Annotated in this window: 18 protein-coding genes; 9 read left to right on the forward strand and 9 right to left on the reverse strand. The window is 72.0% G+C overall.

The features are described 5' to 3' along the window. The 3 genes from HC031_RS29340 to HC031_RS29350 all read right to left on the reverse strand — a co-directional run. The coding region (locus HC031_RS29340; protein WP_167928694.1) for an MFS transporter at positions 1-1,802 on the reverse strand (1,802 nt) is incomplete at its 3' end. A 105-nt stretch (positions 1,803-1,907) separates the two neighbouring features. Beyond that, positions 1,908-2,399 (reverse strand): MarR family winged helix-turn-helix transcriptional regulator, encoded by a 492-nt coding sequence (locus HC031_RS29345; protein WP_167928695.1) that lies wholly within the window; start codon positions 2,397-2,399, stop codon positions 1,908-1,910. A gap of 162 nt (positions 2,400-2,561) precedes the next feature. Next, complete coding sequence (locus tag HC031_RS29350; protein WP_167928696.1) at positions 2,562-3,434, reverse strand: DUF72 domain-containing protein; 873 nt, start codon at positions 3,432-3,434, stop codon at positions 2,562-2,564. Positions 3,435-3,590: 156 nt separating this feature from the next. Here HC031_RS29350 and HC031_RS29355 point away from each other — a divergent pair, with 156 nt between their 5' ends. After that, entirely contained in the window at positions 3,591-4,571 is a 981-nt protein-coding gene (locus HC031_RS29355) for a pirin family protein (protein ID WP_167928697.1), read from the forward strand. A 222-nt stretch (positions 4,572-4,793) separates the two neighbouring features. Here HC031_RS29355 and HC031_RS29360 read toward each other — a convergent pair whose 3' ends face one another. Beyond that, positions 4,794-5,024 carry a GntR family transcriptional regulator gene (locus HC031_RS29360; RefSeq protein ID WP_167928698.1) on the reverse strand — a complete coding sequence of 77 codons (231 nt, stop codon included), beginning with the start codon at positions 5,022-5,024 and terminating at the stop codon, positions 4,794-4,796. Positions 5,025-5,194: 170 nt separating this feature from the next. Between HC031_RS29360 and HC031_RS29365 the strand changes: the two genes are divergently transcribed. Both HC031_RS29365 and HC031_RS29370 read left to right on the forward strand, forming a co-directional pair. Further along, positions 5,195-5,485, forward strand: a complete 291-nt coding sequence (locus tag HC031_RS29365; protein WP_167928699.1) for a hypothetical protein — start codon at positions 5,195-5,197, stop codon at positions 5,483-5,485. Further along, positions 5,482-5,709 (forward strand): hypothetical protein, encoded by a 228-nt coding sequence (locus HC031_RS29370; protein ID WP_167928700.1) that lies wholly within the window; start codon positions 5,482-5,484, stop codon positions 5,707-5,709. Before HC031_RS29365 ends, HC031_RS29370 begins: the two co-directional genes overlap by 4 nt. 55 nt (positions 5,710-5,764) lie before the next feature. Here the strand turns inward: HC031_RS29370 and HC031_RS29375 are convergent, their stop codons facing one another. After that, positions 5,765-6,151: a VOC family protein gene (locus HC031_RS29375; protein WP_338090892.1), complete on the reverse strand. Its 387-nt coding sequence runs from the start codon at positions 6,149-6,151 to the stop codon at positions 5,765-5,767. Positions 6,152-6,362: 211 nt separating this feature from the next. Between HC031_RS29375 and HC031_RS29380 the strand changes: the two genes are divergently transcribed. Genes HC031_RS29380 through HC031_RS29395 form a run of 4 tightly spaced genes read left to right on the forward strand, consistent with a single transcriptional unit; the run spans position 6,363 to position 9,169 of the window. Next, the gene (locus HC031_RS29380) at positions 6,363-7,820 is read left to right on the forward strand and encodes a ferredoxin reductase family protein (RefSeq protein ID WP_167928701.1); all 1,458 of its coding nucleotides are present in this window, start codon (positions 6,363-6,365) and stop codon (positions 7,818-7,820) included. Positions 7,821-7,857: 37 nt separating this feature from the next. After that, positions 7,858-8,253, forward strand: a complete 396-nt coding sequence (locus HC031_RS29385; RefSeq protein ID WP_167928702.1) for a hypothetical protein — start codon at positions 7,858-7,860, stop codon at positions 8,251-8,253. A 39-nt stretch (positions 8,254-8,292) separates the two neighbouring features. After that, complete coding sequence (locus HC031_RS34945; protein WP_167928735.1) at positions 8,293-8,415, forward strand: FMN-binding protein; 123 nt, start codon at positions 8,293-8,295, stop codon at positions 8,413-8,415. Positions 8,416-8,449: 34 nt separating this feature from the next. Further along, on the forward strand, positions 8,450-9,169 hold the full coding sequence (locus HC031_RS29395) for an FAD:protein FMN transferase (protein ID WP_167928736.1): 720 nt from the start codon (positions 8,450-8,452) through the stop codon (positions 9,167-9,169). 14 nt (positions 9,170-9,183) lie between these two features. Here the strand turns inward: HC031_RS29395 and HC031_RS29400 are convergent, their stop codons facing one another. Next, positions 9,184-9,735, reverse strand: a complete 552-nt coding sequence (locus HC031_RS29400; RefSeq protein ID WP_167928703.1) for a septum formation initiator — start codon at positions 9,733-9,735, stop codon at positions 9,184-9,186. A 103-nt stretch (positions 9,736-9,838) separates the two neighbouring features. Between HC031_RS29400 and HC031_RS29405 the strand changes: the two genes are divergently transcribed. Next, complete coding sequence (locus HC031_RS29405) at positions 9,839-10,537, forward strand: response regulator (RefSeq protein WP_167928704.1); 699 nt, start codon at positions 9,839-9,841, stop codon at positions 10,535-10,537. Continuing rightward, the gene (locus HC031_RS29410; RefSeq protein ID WP_167928705.1) at positions 10,534-11,820 is read left to right on the forward strand and encodes a sensor histidine kinase; all 1,287 of its coding nucleotides are present in this window, start codon (positions 10,534-10,536) and stop codon (positions 11,818-11,820) included. Before HC031_RS29405 ends, HC031_RS29410 begins: the two co-directional genes overlap by 4 nt. A 49-nt stretch (positions 11,821-11,869) precedes the next feature. On the opposite strand, the gene HC031_RS29415 is transcribed toward HC031_RS29410, so the two are convergent. From HC031_RS29415 to HC031_RS29425, 3 genes are all read right to left on the reverse strand, one after another. Beyond that, positions 11,870-13,789, reverse strand: a complete 1,920-nt coding sequence (locus HC031_RS29415) for a copper resistance CopC/CopD family protein (RefSeq protein ID WP_167928706.1) — start codon at positions 13,787-13,789, stop codon at positions 11,870-11,872. Between the two features lie 2 nt (positions 13,790-13,791). Further along, complete coding sequence (locus HC031_RS29420) at positions 13,792-14,265, reverse strand: hypothetical protein (RefSeq protein ID WP_167928707.1); 474 nt, start codon at positions 14,263-14,265, stop codon at positions 13,792-13,794. 67 nt (positions 14,266-14,332) lie between these two features. After that, positions 14,333-17,437 carry a multicopper oxidase domain-containing protein gene (locus HC031_RS29425; protein ID WP_167928708.1) on the reverse strand — a complete coding sequence of 1,035 codons (3,105 nt, stop codon included), beginning with the start codon at positions 17,435-17,437 and terminating at the stop codon, positions 14,333-14,335. Position 17,438 lies beyond the last annotated feature (1 nt).

Consider the following 17,438-nt stretch of genomic DNA (forward strand, 5'->3'; position numbering starts at 1 on the left):
CCAGCCGGGCTCTCACTGTCGGCGAGGGTCTGCCCGGATCCGGGCGTCGGCACCAGCGGGGTGGCGCTGTAGACCTCCTCCTCCAACCTCTCCTCGGTGGCCACCAGGTCGGCAGCCTGCTCCCGCCCGGCCGACTTCGGAGTGAGCAGCGAGGCGAGCGCGCCGACGACCGCCATGGCGATCGCCAGCCAGAACACGACCACCAGGCCGTCGTGGAACGGTCCGGAGATCAGGTGCGGGAAGAACTGCCGGCCGGTGAGCGTGTGCGCGTTGGCGGCCGGCAGGTGGCCGAGGACCGGCCCGAGCAGCGTTCCGATCGGGTTGTAGCCGAGGAATGCGGCGAACAGCGTACCCACCGGCGGCAGGCTCGCGATCGTGTGCGCGGCCTGCGCCGGCACGCCCTGCGCGGTGAGCCCGCTGTCGAGGGTGTTCGGCAACGACGACGACAGCCCGGCGACCATGAGCGAGAAGAAGACGCCGATCGACAGCACCATGCCGGAGTTCTGGAACGTCGCCCGCATACCGGAGGCGGCGCCGCGCAGGTGGGCCGGCACGCTGGACATGATCAGCGCGGTGTTCGGGGCGGAGAACAGGCCGCCGCCGAGGCCGTTGACGAAGACCAGCAGGGCGAAGACGACGTAGTTGAAGTCGCTCGGGATCAGCAGCAGACCGCCGAACGAGGCCGCCATGACGAGCAGGCCGCCGGCGGCGAACAGCCGGGCGCCGAACTTGTCCGACAGGTGGCCGGCGACCGGGCCGGCGGCGAGGAAGCCGATGGTCAACGGCAGCAGGTAGATGCCGGCCCACAGCGGCGTCTGCTCGTAGTTGTACCCGTGCAGCGGCAGCCAGATGCCCTGCAGCCAGATGATGAGCATGAACTGCAGGCCACCGCGGGCGATGGAGCTCAGCAGGTTGGCGGCGTTGCCGCTGGCGAAGGCCGGGATGCGGAACAGCGCGAGCGGGAACATCGGCTCGGCCACCTTCGCCTCGATCAGGCAGAAGACGAGCAGCACGACGACGCCGCCGATCAGGGCGGCGAGCACCCACGGGTTGGTCCAGCCCTGGGTGTGGCCGCCGTAGGGCTGGATGCCGTACGTGATGCCGGCCAGCAGCGCGGTCAGTCCGACGGCGAAGGTCAGGTTGCCCCACCAGTCGATGCGCGCCTTGCGCCGCTGCGCCGTCTCGTGCAGTGAGCGGTACGCCCAGATGGTGCCGACGATGCCGACCGGCACGCTGACCCAGAAGACCGAGCGCCAGTCCCAGTCGGCGAGCACACCGCCGAGCACCAGGCCGATGAACTGCCCGGCGAGGGCGGCGACGATGTTGATGCCGAGCGCCATGCCGCGCTGGGCGGCCGGGAACGCGTCGGTGAGGATGGCGGCCGAGTTGGCCATGAGCATCGCGCCGCCGATGGCCTGTACCACCCGCCAGCCGATGAGCCAGAGCGCGCCCTTACCGCCGCTGAACGGGTCGAGCGACAGGGCGATCGACACGACGGTGAACACCGCGAAGCCGGCGTTGTAGATGCGCACCCGCCCGAACATGTCGCCGAGCCGGCCCAGGGTCACGACGAGCACCGCGGTGACGAGCATGTAGCCCATCAGCATCCACAGCAGGTAGCTGACGTTGCCGGCGCCCAGCGCATCGAGCTTGATGCCGTTGAAGATCGCCGGAAGCGAGATCAGCACGATCGATCCGTTGATCGTGGCGATCAGCGTACCGAGCGTCGTGTTGGACAGCGCGACCCATTTGTACTTCGGATGGTCCGCGGTCAGCCCACCGGCCCCCGTACTCTGTGCCATTGAGGCTTGGTCTCCTTTTTCGGTTATGCGCCGCCGCGACGGTCGGCGGTCGTTCGTTCGGCCGTCTGCCCCTCCGGTGAGCCGTGCGCCGGTGCACGGCGCGTGTTACGACGGAAGCAGGTCGGCCAGTCGATCCAGTGCCGGCAGCGCGGCCACGATCGCCGCCCGGTCCGCCGGCGGAAGTGCGCTGAGCAGTTCGTAGAGCTTCTCGGCACGGGCCGCACGCCGCGCCAACAGCAGTTCGCGTCCCGCGTCGGCGATACGTACGACCACCACCCGCCCGTCGGCCGGGTCGGCGCATCGTTGCGCCAGCCCGGCCTTCTCCAGCCGGGACACCAGTTGGGTCATCGCCGGCTGGGTGACGCCCTCGGTGGCCGCCAGTTCGGACAGCCGATACGGGCCGTGCCGCTCGAGGGTGCGCAGCGTGGAAGCCGCCGTCAGGCTGATGTCACCCTGCGGGTTGAGGCGACGGACCAGCGTGAACACCCGCTCGAAGCTGATGGCCAGTTGGGTGCGGTCGAGCCGGTCCAGTTCGTCAAGACCGGCGACCTCACCGGGATCCGCCGGATCAGTGGAATCAATGCCGGTCTCCGCCATACGGATAGTTATATCACGCACTTATACAAAGGTTCGATGCGCCCGCACCGCGGGCAGCGCGCCCCGGTCCGCGTCCGGCCGCCGTACGCCGCGGTCCGACCCGGAGCGAAAGGAGACACAGTGGACATCTCCACACGCGCCAGGCGCACCGTGGCCGGCCCGTCAGCCCTGCTCCAGCAGCCGCATCATGTCGGCGGCGTTGCGCTGCGCGTTGTCACCGGCGCAGTTGTTGAACAACACGTGCGTCTGGTCGGCCTCGCCAGCCAGCTGGCGGAGCCGGGGCGCCCAGTCGGCGAGCTCGGTGTCGGAGTACAGGTACCCGAACTTCTCCTGGATGTCGTGGCTGGTCCACTTGTCGCTGTGGCCGTGGAAGCGCACCACCGCCAGATCGGAGGTGGCCGCCACCACTGGCGGCACGGACGACTTGTACCCCTGCGGCATGTCGACCGCGACGAACGGCAGATCGTGTTCGCGCAGGAAGCCGAGGGTCTCCGCGGCGTTGTCGCCGTCGAACCAGGAGCGGTGCCGGAACTCCACCGCCACCCGCATCGGCTTGCACCGCGCGGCGACCTCGAGGATGTACTGCTTGTTGGACTTGCGGATGGTGAACCAGGGCGGGAACTGGAACAGGATGACCCCGAGCTTGCCGGCGTCGGCCAGCGGGTCGAGCGCCGACAGGAACCGGCTCCAGAGATCTTCGTACACCTGCGGCGCCAGGTCGTTCGGGTAGATGTTCTTCTTCTCGGTGTCCGGGCGCAGGTCGACCGGGAGCGCGGTCGGCTTCGACGGGTGACCGGTCAGCAAGCTGAAGGCCTTGACGTTGAAGGTGAAGTCGGCCGGCGTGCGCTGGGCCCACAGCCTCGCGGTCTGCTCGGCCGGCGGCGCGTAGTAGGTCGCGTCCACCTCGACCAGCGGAAACTGCCGGGCGTAGTACGCCAGCCGCTTCTCGGCGGTGTTCGCCGTGCCCGGATACCAGCCGGAGGCCAGCAGGGTCTTGTCGGTCCACGACGCGGTGCCCACCCTGATCTCACCCACGTGCTCCAGTCCACCTCGCGGCGGGTACGCCGGCAACTCGCGCCGTCGATATGAGCGGCCGGTAACATTGTTGCTTTGCGGAATGTTGCTTAAGCAAGTACAGTGAGGCGTGGCTGCCGGGACGACCGGCGCCGGCCGAGCCTTCAGGAGGGCCTCATGCCTGCTGTCACCGTCGACGACCTCCTCGTCCTGCCCCGGGTCCCCGCTGCCGACCCGGCCACCACGCGCCCGCGCCCCGTCGAGTCCGTGACGACCGCGCCGCGTGGCTTCGAGGGCGAAGGCTTCCCCGTACGACGCGCGTTCGCCGGCGTCGACCTGCGGAAACTCGACCCGTTCATCCACATGGACCAGATGGGCGAGGTCGAATACGCTCCGGGTGAGCCGAAGGGAACCCCCTGGCACCCGCACCGCGGCTTCGAGACCGTCACCTACATGATCGACGGCGAGATGGCGCACTCCGACTCCAACGGCGGCGGTGGCCTGATCACCAACGGGGACACCCAGTGGATGACGGCCGGTGCCGGGATCCTCCACATCGAGACCCCGCCCGAGCACCTCGTGATGAGCGGCGGCCTGTTCCACGGCTTCCAGCTGTGGGTCAACCTGCCCAAGGCGCTGAAGTTCGCGCCCCCGCGCTACCAGGACATCCGCGCCACGAGCGTCGCCCTGCTCTCGTCGCCCGACGGCGGGGCCCTGATCCGGGTCATCGCCGGCGAGGTCGCCGGCCACGCCGGCCCGGGCGCGACCCACACCCCGATCACGCTGGTGCACGCGACCGTCAGCCCGGGCGCAACGCTGACGCTGCCCTGGCGCACCGACTTCAACGCCCTCGCGTACGTGCTGGCCGGCCGGGGTACCGTCGGCGCGGAGCGGCGGCCGATCGAGGCCGGGCAGCTCGCCGTCTTCGGCGCCGGCGACACCGTCAGCGTGGGCGCCGGGTCGAGCCAGGACAGCCGCAGTCCCCAGCTCGACGTTTTGTTCCTGGGCGGCCTGCCGATCCGCGAGCCGGTCGTCGCGTACGGCCCGTTCGTGATGAACACCAAGGCCGAGCTCGTCCAGGCCTTCGAGGACTACCAGAAGGGTCGGCTGGGCAGCATCCCCGCCGCCCACGCCGACGTCCGCGGCGAGGCCGACTGACGTCCGAGCCCTCGGCTCCCGCCGGCCGGGCGGGGATTGCGGTGCCCCATACCATCGCAATCCCCACCCGGCCGGCGGGAGCGGTCTCAGTCAGACGGTGCGAATATCAGTCAGTTCGTGAACGCAGCCTCGTAACGGCGATGCGCGGGCCGATGCCGGCATGGGCGTCGGCCCGCAGGCCGGTGGCGACCTCCGATGAGCGCGTGCGACCAGCCGCTTCGGCTACTGCGAGACTACGAACGTCCCGCGCCCCTTCACGACCCTGACCAGGCCCTCTTCCTTCAGCATCTCAACCGCGTGGAGCACCGTTCCGCGCGCCAGTCCGTACTCCTGCTGAAGCTGGGCGACAGACGGAATCGGCCGGTTGGGCTGAAGCTCCCCACTCTCGATCCGCCCGCGGAGGATAGCGGCGAGTTGCTGGTAGAGGGGATCCGGTCCCTCTAGATCGATCATGCAGGGACCGTAAACGGCCCAGGACTGCACGGTTCTTTCCGGGACTACCATGGACCACCCTAGACTACCCTGCACTACCGGCGTACCGTCATCAACCAGTCACCAACGGCGAGAGCCGGCCGGCGATGGCACGCCAACCGGCTCTCTTGATCGGGACGGAGCCCCGACCCATGACCAGCATGAAGGCGCGTCACTTCGCACCCGTCACGCCGCTGGAGACGGAGCCCCTCGGCGCGTACACCGACCCCGAGAAGCGGGAGGAAGCCCTGCGCGATGCCCTGCGGGGTGTGGAACTGGGCCGGTACGACGAGCGAATGATCGACTGGACGGTCAAGCGGTTCGACAACTCGGCGCTCCGTGTGTTCGTTAGCTGGCTGGAGCGCGTCCGGACGGCCGGGGTGGTCAGTGTGCTGAACGTCGACCGGGCACGGCAGGGCAACATCGGGAGGTTCGACCGGTGACTGCTCACCAGCCGCTACGGCCGAACTGGTCCTGCGTCGGGTGCGGGTACCCCTGGCCGTGCCCGAGCCGCCGGCGTCAACTGCTCGGCCAGTACGCCGACGCTCCGGCGTCGCTGGCCCTGATGCTCGGGTCGGCCATGATCGAGGCCGCCGCCGACCTCCGGGAAGCGCCGGCCGGCGATCTGCACGAACGCTTCGTGGGGTGGTTGTCACCGGCGGCATGATGACCTTGATCGGGGACGTGGATGCCGCCCCCAGCCCGCTTGGCTGGAGGCCGTCCTAGAGCTCTTGGACAGGACGTGACAGCAGGCAGAACTCGTTGCCTTCCGGATCGGCAAGCACGACCCAGCTCACGTCGGAGGGCTGTCCCACGTCGACGCGCCGTGCCCCGAGGGTGAGCAACCGGTCAAGCTCCTCCGCGGTGGACACGCCGTCGGCACGCAGGTCGAAATGCAACCTGTTCTTAATGACCTTTCCCGCTGGCACCGCCACCACGTCGATCATCGGCCAGGAACGGTCGGAGGCGGCGATGGTGATCACCTCAGCATCCTCGTCGACAACCTGCCAGCCGAGAACCGAGCACCAGAAGTCGGCGATCAGTTGTGGTCGGACGGCGTCGATGGCGATGACGGCAAGACGGCTCGGCATGCCGTCATTTTCACCCACCCGCGGCGATGCACCAGCCCTCTAGTCCGGTAGCCGGCGGGTGGGAGCAACGGCACAACGTCATCGCGCCGGCGCTGGGCCGGCCCAACGTCGGGGCCGCTGATGGTTGGTGCCGCGCCACCTAAACGGCAGGATAAGAAAGCCGCAAGAATCCTTAAGGCTGGCTTACGGCCATGGCCGATGCGCTGCGCCGACTGGTACCACATACCTGATGGACGCCGCAACGACGACCTACGGGACTCGGCCGTCAGCTTCGGGTCCGGCCGAAACGGCCACGCCGGGACCGACGGCGGGGACCGGCTGGTCGGCCCGGCCGCCGGCCGCGTTCGTCCGGCCGCCCCGCCCCCGCGAGGACACCAGGCCCGGTCGATGGGTGGTACGCCTGGTGTTCTGGGCGGGCCTCGTCGCGGTGATCGCACCCTGGTGGCTGGACACGCCGTCCGGCTCCCTGGCCGGGACCGGAGCGGTCCTCACCGCGGCCGGCCGGATCACCGGGCTGCTCAGCGCGTACCTGCTGCTCGTCCAGGTGCTGCTGATGAGCCGGTCCGGCTGGCTGGAGCGCTGGGTCGGCGCCCGCAGCCTCGTCAGCTGGCATCGGGAACTGGGCGGATTCCTCGTCGTCGCGATCGCCGCCCACATCGCGTTCATCGTCGTCGGGTACGCGGCGACCGACCACTCGTCGGTGACCAAGGAGACGTGGACGATCGTCACCGGATACGAGGACATGGTCACCGCCGTCGTGGCCGCCGCCCTGCTCGCCGGGATCGCCCTTCTCAGCATCCGGGCGCTGCGCCGGGCGCTGCGCTACGAGCTCTGGTACTACCTGCACGTCACCTCGTACCTGGTGCTGTTTCTCGCCTACGGCCACGAGTTCGCCAACGGGCAGGAGATGGTCGGCGGCAAGCTGGGACGGCACCTCTGGATCGCCCTGTACGTGCTGGTCGGCGCCGAGGTGCTGTGGGGCCGGCTGCTCGGCCCCCTACTGCTCAACCGGCGCCACCGGCTGCGGGTGGTACGGGTGATCGACGAGGCGCCGGACATGGTGTCGGTGTACATGATCGGCCGGGATCTCAGCCGGCTCGACGTCAAGGCCGGGCAGTTCTTCCGGTGGCGTTTCCTTGCCCGCGGGTACTGGTGGCAGGCCCACCCGTTCTCGCTGTCGGCCGCGCCGAACGGGCAGTGGCTGCGGGTCACGGTCAAGACCGTCGGCGACCACACCACCGCGCTGCGCCGGCTGCGACCGGGCACGCGGGTCTACGTCGAAGGCCCGTCCGGCGACTTCACCGCCGACCGGCGGACCGCGGCCGGCGCCCTGCTCATCGCCGGCGGCAGCGGTATCGCCCCGATCCGCGCCCTGCTGGAGGAACTGCCGGCCGGCACGGTGGTGATCTACCGTGCCAGCACCGACCAGGACCTGCTGTTCCGCCGGGAGCTGGAGCAGCTGGCCGAGGCGCGCGGCGCGACGCTGTGGTACCTGGTGGGCTCCCGCGACGATCCCCGGACCCGCCACTTCCTGTCCCCCCGCGGCGTCCGTGAGCTGGTGCCGGACGTGACGGCCCGGGACGTGTACCTGTGCGGACCGTCGGGCCTGATCGAGCAGTCGCAGCGCACCCTGCGCCGGCTCAACGTCCCGCGCCGCCAGATCCACCTCGACCCGTTCGAGTTCTGACCCCTCGCCGTCGACCAGGAGGCCCACCGTGCGCCGCGTGATCGCCGCACTCTTCGGCACCGCTGCCGGCACGACGCTGCTCATCGGGCTGAAGACCGGCGCGCCCGTCGGGAAGCCGACGCCGGTGTCCGCGGCGCCGGTCCAGCCGACCTCTCCCCCGCCCGGCGCGCCGCCGGCCGGATCAGCGCCGTCGGCGCCGGCCGCTCCCCCGGCGGCGTCGCGGACTCCGGGCGCTCCGGCGCCGACCCTGTCGGCCTCCCGTGCCGCCGCGCCGGCGCCCCGCCCGACCACCTCGCCGAAGCCTCCCACCGGCGCCACCGGGACCTTCACCGGCTCGGTCGCGCAGACCCCGTACGGCCCGGTACAGGTGCGCATCGTCATGTCCGGCGGGCGGATGACCGACGTCACCGCGGTCCAGTTGCCCAACAGCTAGTCCCGGTCGGTCCAGCTCAGTGGCCGCGCGGCACCCGTCCTGCGACAGGAGGCGCTCAGTGCGCAGAACGCAGCGATCAACACCGTGTCCGGCGCGACCTACACCAGTCAGGGGTACCGCAGCTCGCTGCAGGCAGCCCTCGATGCGGCGAAACGTGCTTGACCGGTTGCACGGGTTACACCAGGTCGAACAGGTCATGGGCATTCCGGTGAGCGTGCAGCTCGCCGACGACCTGCCGTACGCGACGCTCGCCGCGCACGCCGACGGCGCGTTCGCCTGGCTGCGCCTGGTCGACGAGCTGTTCAGCACGTACAAGCCGGGCAGCGAGGTGAGCCGGCTGCGCCGTGGTGACCTGCGGCTGGACGACTGCTCGCCGCACGTGCGCGATGTCGTGGAGCGGTGCGCGGAGCTCTGGCGCGACACCGACGGGTACTTCGACGTGTACGCCGCCGGGGGCCTCGACCCATCCGGGTACGTCAAGGGCTGGGCGGTGCAGGTCGCCTCGGACGCGCTGGTCGAGGCGGGCGCCGTCAACCACTGCATCAATGCCGGCGGCGACGTCCGGGTACGCGGCTGCCCGGCCGACGCGACGGCCTGGCGCATCGGGGTGCGCCACCCGTGGGAACCGCTCGCGGTCTGTTTCGTGCTCACGGGTACCGATCTGGCGGTGGCCACCTCGGGGACGTACGAGCGGGGCGCGCACGTCATCGACCCGCACCGCGGGGTGCCGGCGCAGCACCTGCGCTCGGTGACGGTGGTCGGCCCCGATCTCGGGCTCGCCGACGCGTACGCCACCGCGGCGGTGGCCATGGGTGAGGCGGCGCTGGAGTGGCTCGCGGGGCTGGACGGGTACGAGTCGGCGGTCGTCACCGAGGACCGGCGGTGCTTCCGGTCGGCGGGGCTGCCCGCGCTGTAGGCCCGACGGTCGCGTCAGCCGTCGCCGTGGTCGTCGGCCCGCCGGGTCACGGTGGCCTGCGGCCCGTCGTCGCCGCAGCGCACCGACAGCACCACCTTGTCGGTGTGGGACTCGAACCGCACGCGCGCCACCGCTGCGGGTCCCCGGGCCACGTCGTCGGTCCGGTAGCCCTGCTCCGGGCTCCACGACAGGAGGTACGCCCGCCCGCCAGCGCACCGGGCGACGGCGCTGCCGCCGGGCGAGGAGACGAGCCGGTCGACGTCGGTGGTTCCGCGCGTCGGCTGCGCGGCGGCGGTGGCGGGAGCGCCGGCGCCCGACGGGGCGGAGGTGGCGGGCGCCGGGACGAGCCGCGCGGACCCCGACGGCGCCGACACCGGGGGCGCCGAGGCGGCGGGTGCGGCGGAGGCCTCCCGGGCCACTGTGTCCGGGCTGAGCGGCTGGGCCGTCCGGGAGGTCAGGTCGTCACCGATCATCGACAGCGCGAGCACGCCGACCGCGACGGCCGCCACGGCCCCCACGATCCAGGCGAGCGCGCTCGCCACGAGGCGCCGAACACGTCCAGTCACGGCCACGATGATTGTCCGTCCCCGGATAACGGCACGTTAAGGCCCGTACAAAATGGCCGTTCGCCCGGCCGGCAGCCGTCCCGGTAGGACGTACCGTGCCCGCGTGGCCCAGATCCTGCTGGTCGAGGACGACGCGGAGATCCGCCGTGCGCTGATCCGCGCGCTGACCGACCGCGGACACGTCGTGTCGAGCGCCGCGACGGCGATGGCGGGGCTCCAGTCGGCGCTCGACGGCCCGGTCGACATCGTCGTCCTCGATCTCGGCCTGCCCGACGTCGACGGGCGCGAGGCGCTTCGCATGCTGCGTTCGGTGAGCCAGGTGCCGGTCATCGTGGCGACGGCCCGCGACGACGAGCGGATGATGGTGGACGTGCTGGACCGCGGCGCCGACGACTACCTCGTCAAGCCGTTCGGACCGGCCCAGCTCGACGCCCGCATCCGCGCCGTGCTGCGCCGCGCGGGCGGCGAGGGCGCCGAGCCGGCGGCGCAGGTGCTCGTCGTCGGCGACCTCCGGGTGGACCCGGCGAGCCGGGAAGCCACCCTGTCCGGCGTCCCGCTCGAGCTCACACCCCGCGAGTTCGACCTCCTCTGCTACCTGTCCGCCCGGCCGGGCGCCGTGGTGTCCAAGCGGGAACTGCTGGCCCAGGTGTGGCGCCTGCCGTTCGGTGGCGCCGACAAGACCGTCGACGTCCACCTGTCGTGGCTTCGCCGCAAGCTCGGGGAGACCGCCATCGAGCCGCGCTATCTGCACACGATCCGCGGTGTCGGGGTCAAGCTCGTCGCGCCGGCTCCCCCGGCATGAGAGCCCGGCTCATCCTGCTCGTGACCGCCACCACCTCGATGGTGCTGGTCGCGTTCCTCGTGCCGCTCGCGCTGCTGGTCCGCGCCACCGCCGCCGACCGGGCCGTCAGCGACGCGTTCGTCCACATGCAGGCGCTCGCCCCGCTGGTGTCCACCGTCGACACGCAGACCCTGGAGCTGACGGTCGCCCGGGCCAACGCGACCAACCGCCACCGGGTCACCGTGTTCCTGCCCGACGGCAGGGTCGTGGGCGCGTCCGCGCCCCGCTCGGCCGCGGTCACCCTGGCCGCGACGGGGCGCAGCTTCAACGCCGGGGCGCCGGGCGGCCGCGAGGTGCTCGTCGCGGTCGGCGGACTCAGCCAGGGCACCGCCGTGATCCGCGCGTTCGTGCCCGACTCGGAACTGCGGCGCGGGGTGGCGCGGGCCTGGCTGGTCCTGGGGCTGCTCGGGCTCGGGCTGCTGATCGTGAGCATCCTGGTCACCCATCAGCTCGCGCGCAATCTCACCCGGCCGCTGACCGCCGCCGCCCAGGCGTCGCACCGGCTCGCCCGCGGCGATCTGTCCGCGCGGGCCGACGTGTCGGGGCCGCCGGAGGTACGCCAGGTCAGCGCCGGCCTCAACCTGCTCGCCGGCCGCATCGGCGAGCTCCTGGCGGGCGAGCGCGAGGCGGTCGCCGACCTGTCGCACCGGCTTCGGACGCCACTGACCGCCCTGCGCGTCGACGTCGAGTCCCTGCGGGATCCCGACGAGCGGGCGCGGATCGGCGCCGATCTCGACGCCGTCGAGCGGATGGTCGACGCGATCATCCGGGAGGCCCGCCGACCGGTACGCCACGACGTTGTCGCGACGTGCGTCGCCAACGAGGTGGTCGCCGAGCGGGTGGAGTTCTGGTCGGCCCTCGCCGCCGACGAGGGCCGCCGCGTCGACGTGTCGCTCCCGGCCGAGCCGGTGCCGGTACGGGTGGCCGCCGACGACCTCGCGGCGTGCCTGGACGCGCTGCTGGGCAACGTGTTCGCCCACACCCCGGAAGGCTGCGGGCTGTCGGTACGGCTGACCCGCCGGCCCGCGGGCGGCGGTGTGCTCGTCGTCTGCGACGACGGCCCCGGCCTGCCCGGCCCGGCGGCGCTGCGCCGGGGGCACAGCGGCAACGGATCCACCGGGCTCGGGCTGGACATCGCGCGCCGGGTGGCCGCCAACTCCGGCGGCGCGCTCACGCTGGGCCGGTCGCCGAGCGGGGGCGCCGCCGTCACGGTCGAGTTCGGACCGCCGCCACCCGGCTACTGACCCGATCGTGGGGAGTCCGACACACACGCGGTGTCGAACTCCCCACGCTTCAGGGGACCAGTGCCGGGGCGTCCTTGCTCTCGGCCAGCATCCCGACGCCGTCGCTCCCGTCCGGCTCGTCGGGCCCCTCGGGCCCGTCCGGACCGCCCGGCCCGTCGTCCCCGGTGGACTCCGCCGGACGCCGCCGGCGCGCGTACCACACGGCCAAGACGATCAGCCCCGCGACCGCCGCGACGCCGGCGAGGACCGTCGCCGCCGGCTTGACGGGCGCCGAGGACACGACCGCCTTCGAACCGGTACCCGCGCCCGCCACGCCCCAGTCGTGGACGTCGGTGACCGGGGCCAGCCCGTTGCGCAGCACCGTCACCGTAACCTTCCACCCACCCGGCGAGCGGATGTCGTCGGTGGTCACGGTCCACGACCCGTCCGCGGCCCGGGTGACCGGGTGGACCGTCTGGACGCCGTCGGGCGACCGCAGGAACACCGAGACGCCGCTGATCGGCGCGAGCGCCGGCCGGCGGGTGTCCGCGACCGTGATCCTGATGACGTTGCGTCCGGGCAGGTTCGGGCGGACCTCGACGGTGTCGACCAGGTCGGCCGACTGGCCGCTCACCTGCGGCGCGATCTTCACCGCGGCGGTCGACTCGAAGCGTGGGCCGCGGGCCGGTCCGGCCGACGCGAGCCCGCCTGCCAGCCCGAGCGCGACGACCAGCGCGGTCGCCTCGGTGAGCAGACCGCGTACCGGCACGGCGCCGCCGTCACCGCGCAGCCGGCGCGCCGTACGCAGACCCAGCAGCCCGGCCACCGCCAGCGCGACGGTTTTGGCGATCAGCATCCACCCGTACGGCGTGGTGAGCAGCGCGTCCACCGTCGCCACCTGGGTGCCGGTCAGCAGCAGCCCGGTGATGGTCAGCGACACCACCGCGCCGACGGCGAGCGCCGCGAACGCCCGCAGCAGCGCCGCGACCTGCGCTGACCGCGAGTCACCGGATCTGAGCACCGGCACCAGCGCGAGCGCCGCCGCGACAACGCTGCCCGCCCACGCTCCGGCGGCGAGCACGTGCACCGCCGTCGCGGCGAGCATCACCCCGGTGGTCCGGTGGCCCAGCATCGCGGTGCCGACGGCCGCGGCCAGCGCCCCCGCTCCCCCGACCACCAGCATCCCGGTCGACCCGGCCGCTTCGGGCTCCGCGGACCGCAGCGCGGCACGGGCCCGCAGCACCACCGCCGTCAACGCGAGCAGGCCGACCTCACGAGCGAGCCACCGGCCGCTGAACGCCTCGCGCAGCAGCAGGCTGCCGGCGCCGCCGGTGCCGGCGTACACCTGGGCCACCAACTGGACCGGTGTGCTGACCAGGGCCAGCGCACCGCCGCTCGCCGCCACGTCGAGCAGCCGCCGGCGCACGTCGGGCAGGCGGCGGGCCAGCAGTAGCGCCAGGGCCGCCCCGCCGAACAGCACGGACAGGCCCAGCAGGCCGAGGTCGCGCAGGGTGGTCTCGAGCGGCGCGGGCCCGGCGGGCCGGGGTGCCCGCGCGGCCGCCGGCACCGACCGCTGCACGCCGATGACCAGGTTTCCGCTGGTGGTGTGCAGGTCGTCGCTGGACAGCGTGCTCCACAGGATGTGGTACACGTTGGCCGGCAGCTTCGGCAGGCCGACGACGACGTCCGCGGGCGTCTCGGTGCCGCTGGCCACGGCCGCGCCGTCGGTCGCCGCCTTGGCGAGCGTGATGGAGGTCGGCGTGTAGTGCCGGCCGTCGCCGTCGACGATGTCGACGCGGGTCGCCGACAGTTCGACGTGCTCGGTGAAGCTGAGCGTGAGCGACTCCGGCGCGCGGTCGAGCATCGCCCCGTCACCGGGTGTGCTGCGGGCCAGGTACGCGTGTGCGCTGGCCGCCGTGGGCGCCATCGTCAGTGGCAGAAGCGCACCGGCGATGACGGCCACGAGCCAGCCGTAGAGAAGCCGTCGCATGGTCACCGCACCGGCACGTGCGCCAGCTTGCCCGACCCGGTCGAAATCTCGATCTTGTCGCCACGCTTGATCGCGTTGTGGTTGTTCTCGTACAGGATGAAGTACGTCTGGCCCGGGCGCAGCTCATGGCCCTGCCGCATCAGCGCGGTCCGCCAGGCGGTCTTGCCGCTCTTCTCGTTCTTGAGCAACGGCGGGTGCTGGACGTCGCTCTGGAACGCCGACGCGCGCTGGTTGTCGAGCACGGTGTAGCGGATCTCGACGAGGCCGCCGTCGCCGACGAGGGCCGCCTGGGTGATGCGCACCCCCAGCTTGCTCTCGATCTTGCCGTCCTGCGGCACCGCGTAGTTGCTCTTGGCGTCGGCGCTGCCGGCGAAGCGCCACCCGACCGCGGCGATGAAGCCGAGGGCGAGCAACACGATCATGATCCGGCCAGCCTGTCGCCGGATCACCGTGGACCAGTGGGTCACGTGGGTCATCGGATCTCCTCTTCGGGTCGGCGTGGGGGCCGAGCGCCTCGGCCCCCACGCCGTCAGGTGGTACGGATCAGCGGTTGGAGGTGTAGTTGTCGACGGCGGCGGATCCGGTCGGCGCGTTGGACCCGCTGGTCGCGACCACGCCGAGGGCGTCGGACTCGACCCGGTAGGCCGACGTGTTCCCGGTGACCGTGCCGACGGTGGCGCCCTCGACCGCGAGGGTCGCCGTGCCGGAACTGGCCGACGTCCAGTTGACCTTGACCGTCACGGCCGTCCGCGGAATGGTCGACCACGCCGAGTACTTCCAGCCGGTGCTGGTCAGGACGCTCACGCGCAGCTGCGGGATGCCGGTCGCGGTCGACTGGTACTGGACGACCAGCACCCTGGCGCCGCTGGAGTTACGCGCCTGGAACACGTCCACCACCGTTCCCTTGGTGGTGTAGGTGCCCGCCGCGAACCCGAACTGGGCGTGCAGGCTGCGCTCCGCCGCCGGGGTGTTGTCCACGACGTACGTGGCGTTGCGCCCGGTGACCGTCAGCGCCGGCGAGCTGCCGAACGCGGTCGAGGGAGCCACCTGGACCGTGCCGACGCGCTGCGACCAGCCGTTGGCGTTGCCGGTGTCGAAGGTGTTGGAGAAGATCGCCAGCTTCGAGTTGACGGTCACCACGGTGGACACCGCCTTGCCCCACGTGCCGTTGGCGTCCTTGGCCCGGACGAAGATGACGTGGTCGCCGGTGGCCAGCTTGGACACCGTCCCCGACAGCGTCGCCGTGGTGGCGCCGGTCGATTTCACCGTCATCTTGTTCGCCCGGCCCAACCCGGGGTCGGTCTTCTCGAACCACTCCGCCGCGACGACCGCGCTGGCGCCGTCGGTGGCGTTCGCGGTCAACGCCGCGCTGGTGCCGGTGACGATGCCGGACAGCGCCGACACGGCCGGTCCGTTGCGGTCCAGGGTGAACGTGAGGGCCGTCAGCGGACCCCAGTTACCGGCCGCGTCCCGGGCGTGCACCTGGATCTGGTGCGTGCCGTCGGCCAGTTGCGTGAACTGGGTGAGCGGAATCAGCCCGTACGCGCCCTCGGTGGCCGAGTTGAACGAGCCGTCCAGCGGCTGGAACGCGTTCCCGGTGCCGTTGACCCCGGCCGTGTCGAGGAAGCCCTCGACCGCGGTGATGGAGCTGTTGACCCCGGCGGTTGGCGGGCTCACCGGGTCGGTGAACGTCGCGTCGATCCGCAGGTACCCCGCCTCAGACGGCGCACCGGTGGTGGTGGCCGTGACCAGGCCGGGCACGATCGCGCCCGACTTCAGGGTCGGCCCGGTGCGGTCGACGACCACGTCGACCTCGGCGTACGGACCCCACAGTCCCACGGAGTCCTGGGTGTGCACCGAGACCTTGTGCTTGCCCTCGCCGAGCCCGGCGACCACGGTGGCCGGAATGGTGCCGGTCTCCGCGGCAACCGTCGCCCCGCTCCGGTTGAGGTTCAGCTTCTGGCCGCTGCCGTCGGTCGGGCGCGCGACGGGATCGCTGGTGTTGGCGTCGATGAAGTACTCCGCCCCGGTGACCTGGCCGCCGACGGCGGAGTCGTCACCGCTCGCGCTGATGGCCAGATCGCTCAGGCCGGCCGTCGGGTTGGGGGTGACCGCCAGGCCGGTGGTCGCCGCGCCGGTGACCGCGAGGTTGATCGTCGTCGAGCTCACCACGCCCCACCTGTCGCCGGGCATGTCGTGGGCGCGAACCCACAGCGTGTGGGTGCCCTGCGTCAGCCCCTTCAGCTGGGTCGTGGGGATCGTGGCGGTCGCGCCGGTGACGGTCGCGCCACCGAACCCGGCGGGGTCGAACTGGATCGGGCTCGTTCCCACCGCGATGCTGAGGTCGTCGATGACGACCTCGGCCTTGTCGATGACGGCGCCGGCCTGCGCGTCGGTGAAGTCGGCGGTCACCGTGACCGGCGCGAGCACCGAGGCGGGGTTGGGCGATGCGACGACACGGCTCACGGCCGGGCCGGTGGGGTCGGGGGTGACCACCGTCGGGTTGGTCGCGAGGTAGGTCAGCATCCCGCCGAACGCCTGTAGCTGGCTCGTCCCGGCCCGGGCGCCGTTGTTGTTGAGCTGGCCGCCGGACTCGTACACCAGGAACTTGCGCCCGTCCTGGTCCTTCGGCATGTTGACCAGCGCGTCCACGGTCCGGCCCGGTGCCAGCGGCACGGTCACCGCCGCCTCCGGGAACGCGGTGGGCCGCGAGTCCTGGCCGACGATCGACTGGTCGAGGCCGAGCGTCGTCATGGGGTGTGCCAGCAGACCGGCGTTGACGTAGCGCAGCAGCACCGTGCGGCCGGCGTCGGTCGGGACCGGGTCGGTCTCCGGGAACGCCTTCCCGTTGATCAGCCGGTACTTCGGCAGGTATTTGCGCATGTCGAAGGTGAGCGGATCGGGGCTGCCGTTCAGCGCCGGGTCGATCTCGGTCAGCACCATCACCGCCTCGTCGTCGTAGGCGGTGCCGGCGCCGTACGCGACCGGCCGGCTACCGGCTGCGCCGGCCGCGGCCTTGACCACCAGGGCGCCGACGAGACCCATCGCGGCCTGGCGGCCACCGTCGCCGGTGTGCCCGGCCTCGTACAGGTAGGTGCCCGGGCGGCTGGCCTTGAAGTGGTAGGTCGCCGTGCCGCCCGGCGCCGCGCCCTTGGTGTCGGGGGCGAGCCCGGTCATCTCCGGGACCGCCAGCGACAGGTTCTGGCCGGACAGTTGGTTGTGGACGTTGACGGTGACGTCGTCGCCTTCGTTGACGACGAGCACCGGCCCGGGCGTGCTCACCGGCGCGGTCGGATCCGCCACGGTCGAGAAGCCCCAGACCTTCACCGAGGCGCTCGAAACGGTGGTGGTGCCCGCCCTGGCCCACAGGTCACAGACCGCGTTCACGCAGGCGTTCGACGTCAGTGGCCCGGCCGTGTTCGCCGCGGGGAGCTCCGGCCGTACCGCCGCGGGCGCGACGTCGGTCACCGGCGCCCCCGCGTGGATGACCAGATCCGGCGCGGCGGCCGCTGGGACAGCGGCCGGCACGGCCGCGGGTGGCGCCACCGCGGGGGCGGCCGCGTAGGCGACCGCCGCCGGCGTGGCGAGCGCGAGCGTCGCGACGGCCGTGCATGCCGTACCGCGCAACGCTGCTGGAACTAGTTTCATC

Origin of the sequence: Planosporangium thailandense (genome assembly GCF_011947195.1) — a bacterium.
Classification (GTDB): domain Bacteria; phylum Actinomycetota; class Actinomycetes; order Mycobacteriales; family Micromonosporaceae; genus Planosporangium; species Planosporangium thailandense.

What these genes read in the sequence shown, in the direction of transcription:
- HC031_RS29345 (WP_167928695.1), bottom strand. Translation starts at nt 2,399, where the DNA reads ATGGCGGAGACCGGCATTGATTCCACTGATCCGGCGGATCCCGGTGAG.
- HC031_RS29355 (WP_167928697.1), top strand. Translation starts at nt 3,591, where the DNA reads ATGCCTGCTGTCACCGTCGACGACCTCCTCGTCCTGCCCCGGGTCCCC.
- HC031_RS29360 (WP_167928698.1), bottom strand. Translation starts at nt 5,024, where the DNA reads ATGATCGATCTAGAGGGACCGGATCCCCTCTACCAGCAACTCGCCGCT.
- HC031_RS29365 (WP_167928699.1), top strand. Translation starts at nt 5,195, where the DNA reads ATGACCAGCATGAAGGCGCGTCACTTCGCACCCGTCACGCCGCTGGAG.
- HC031_RS29380 (WP_167928701.1), top strand. Translation starts at nt 6,363, where the DNA reads ATGGACGCCGCAACGACGACCTACGGGACTCGGCCGTCAGCTTCGGGT.
- HC031_RS29395 (WP_167928736.1), top strand. Translation starts at nt 8,450, where the DNA reads ATGGGCATTCCGGTGAGCGTGCAGCTCGCCGACGACCTGCCGTACGCG.
- HC031_RS29410 (WP_167928705.1), top strand. Translation starts at nt 10,534, where the DNA reads ATGAGAGCCCGGCTCATCCTGCTCGTGACCGCCACCACCTCGATGGTG.
- HC031_RS29415 (WP_167928706.1), bottom strand. Translation starts at nt 13,789, where the DNA reads ATGCGACGGCTTCTCTACGGCTGGCTCGTGGCCGTCATCGCCGGTGCG.
- HC031_RS29420 (WP_167928707.1), bottom strand. Translation starts at nt 14,265, where the DNA reads ATGACCCACGTGACCCACTGGTCCACGGTGATCCGGCGACAGGCTGGC.
- HC031_RS29425 (WP_167928708.1), bottom strand. Translation starts at nt 17,437, where the DNA reads ATGAAACTAGTTCCAGCAGCGTTGCGCGGTACGGCATGCACGGCCGTC.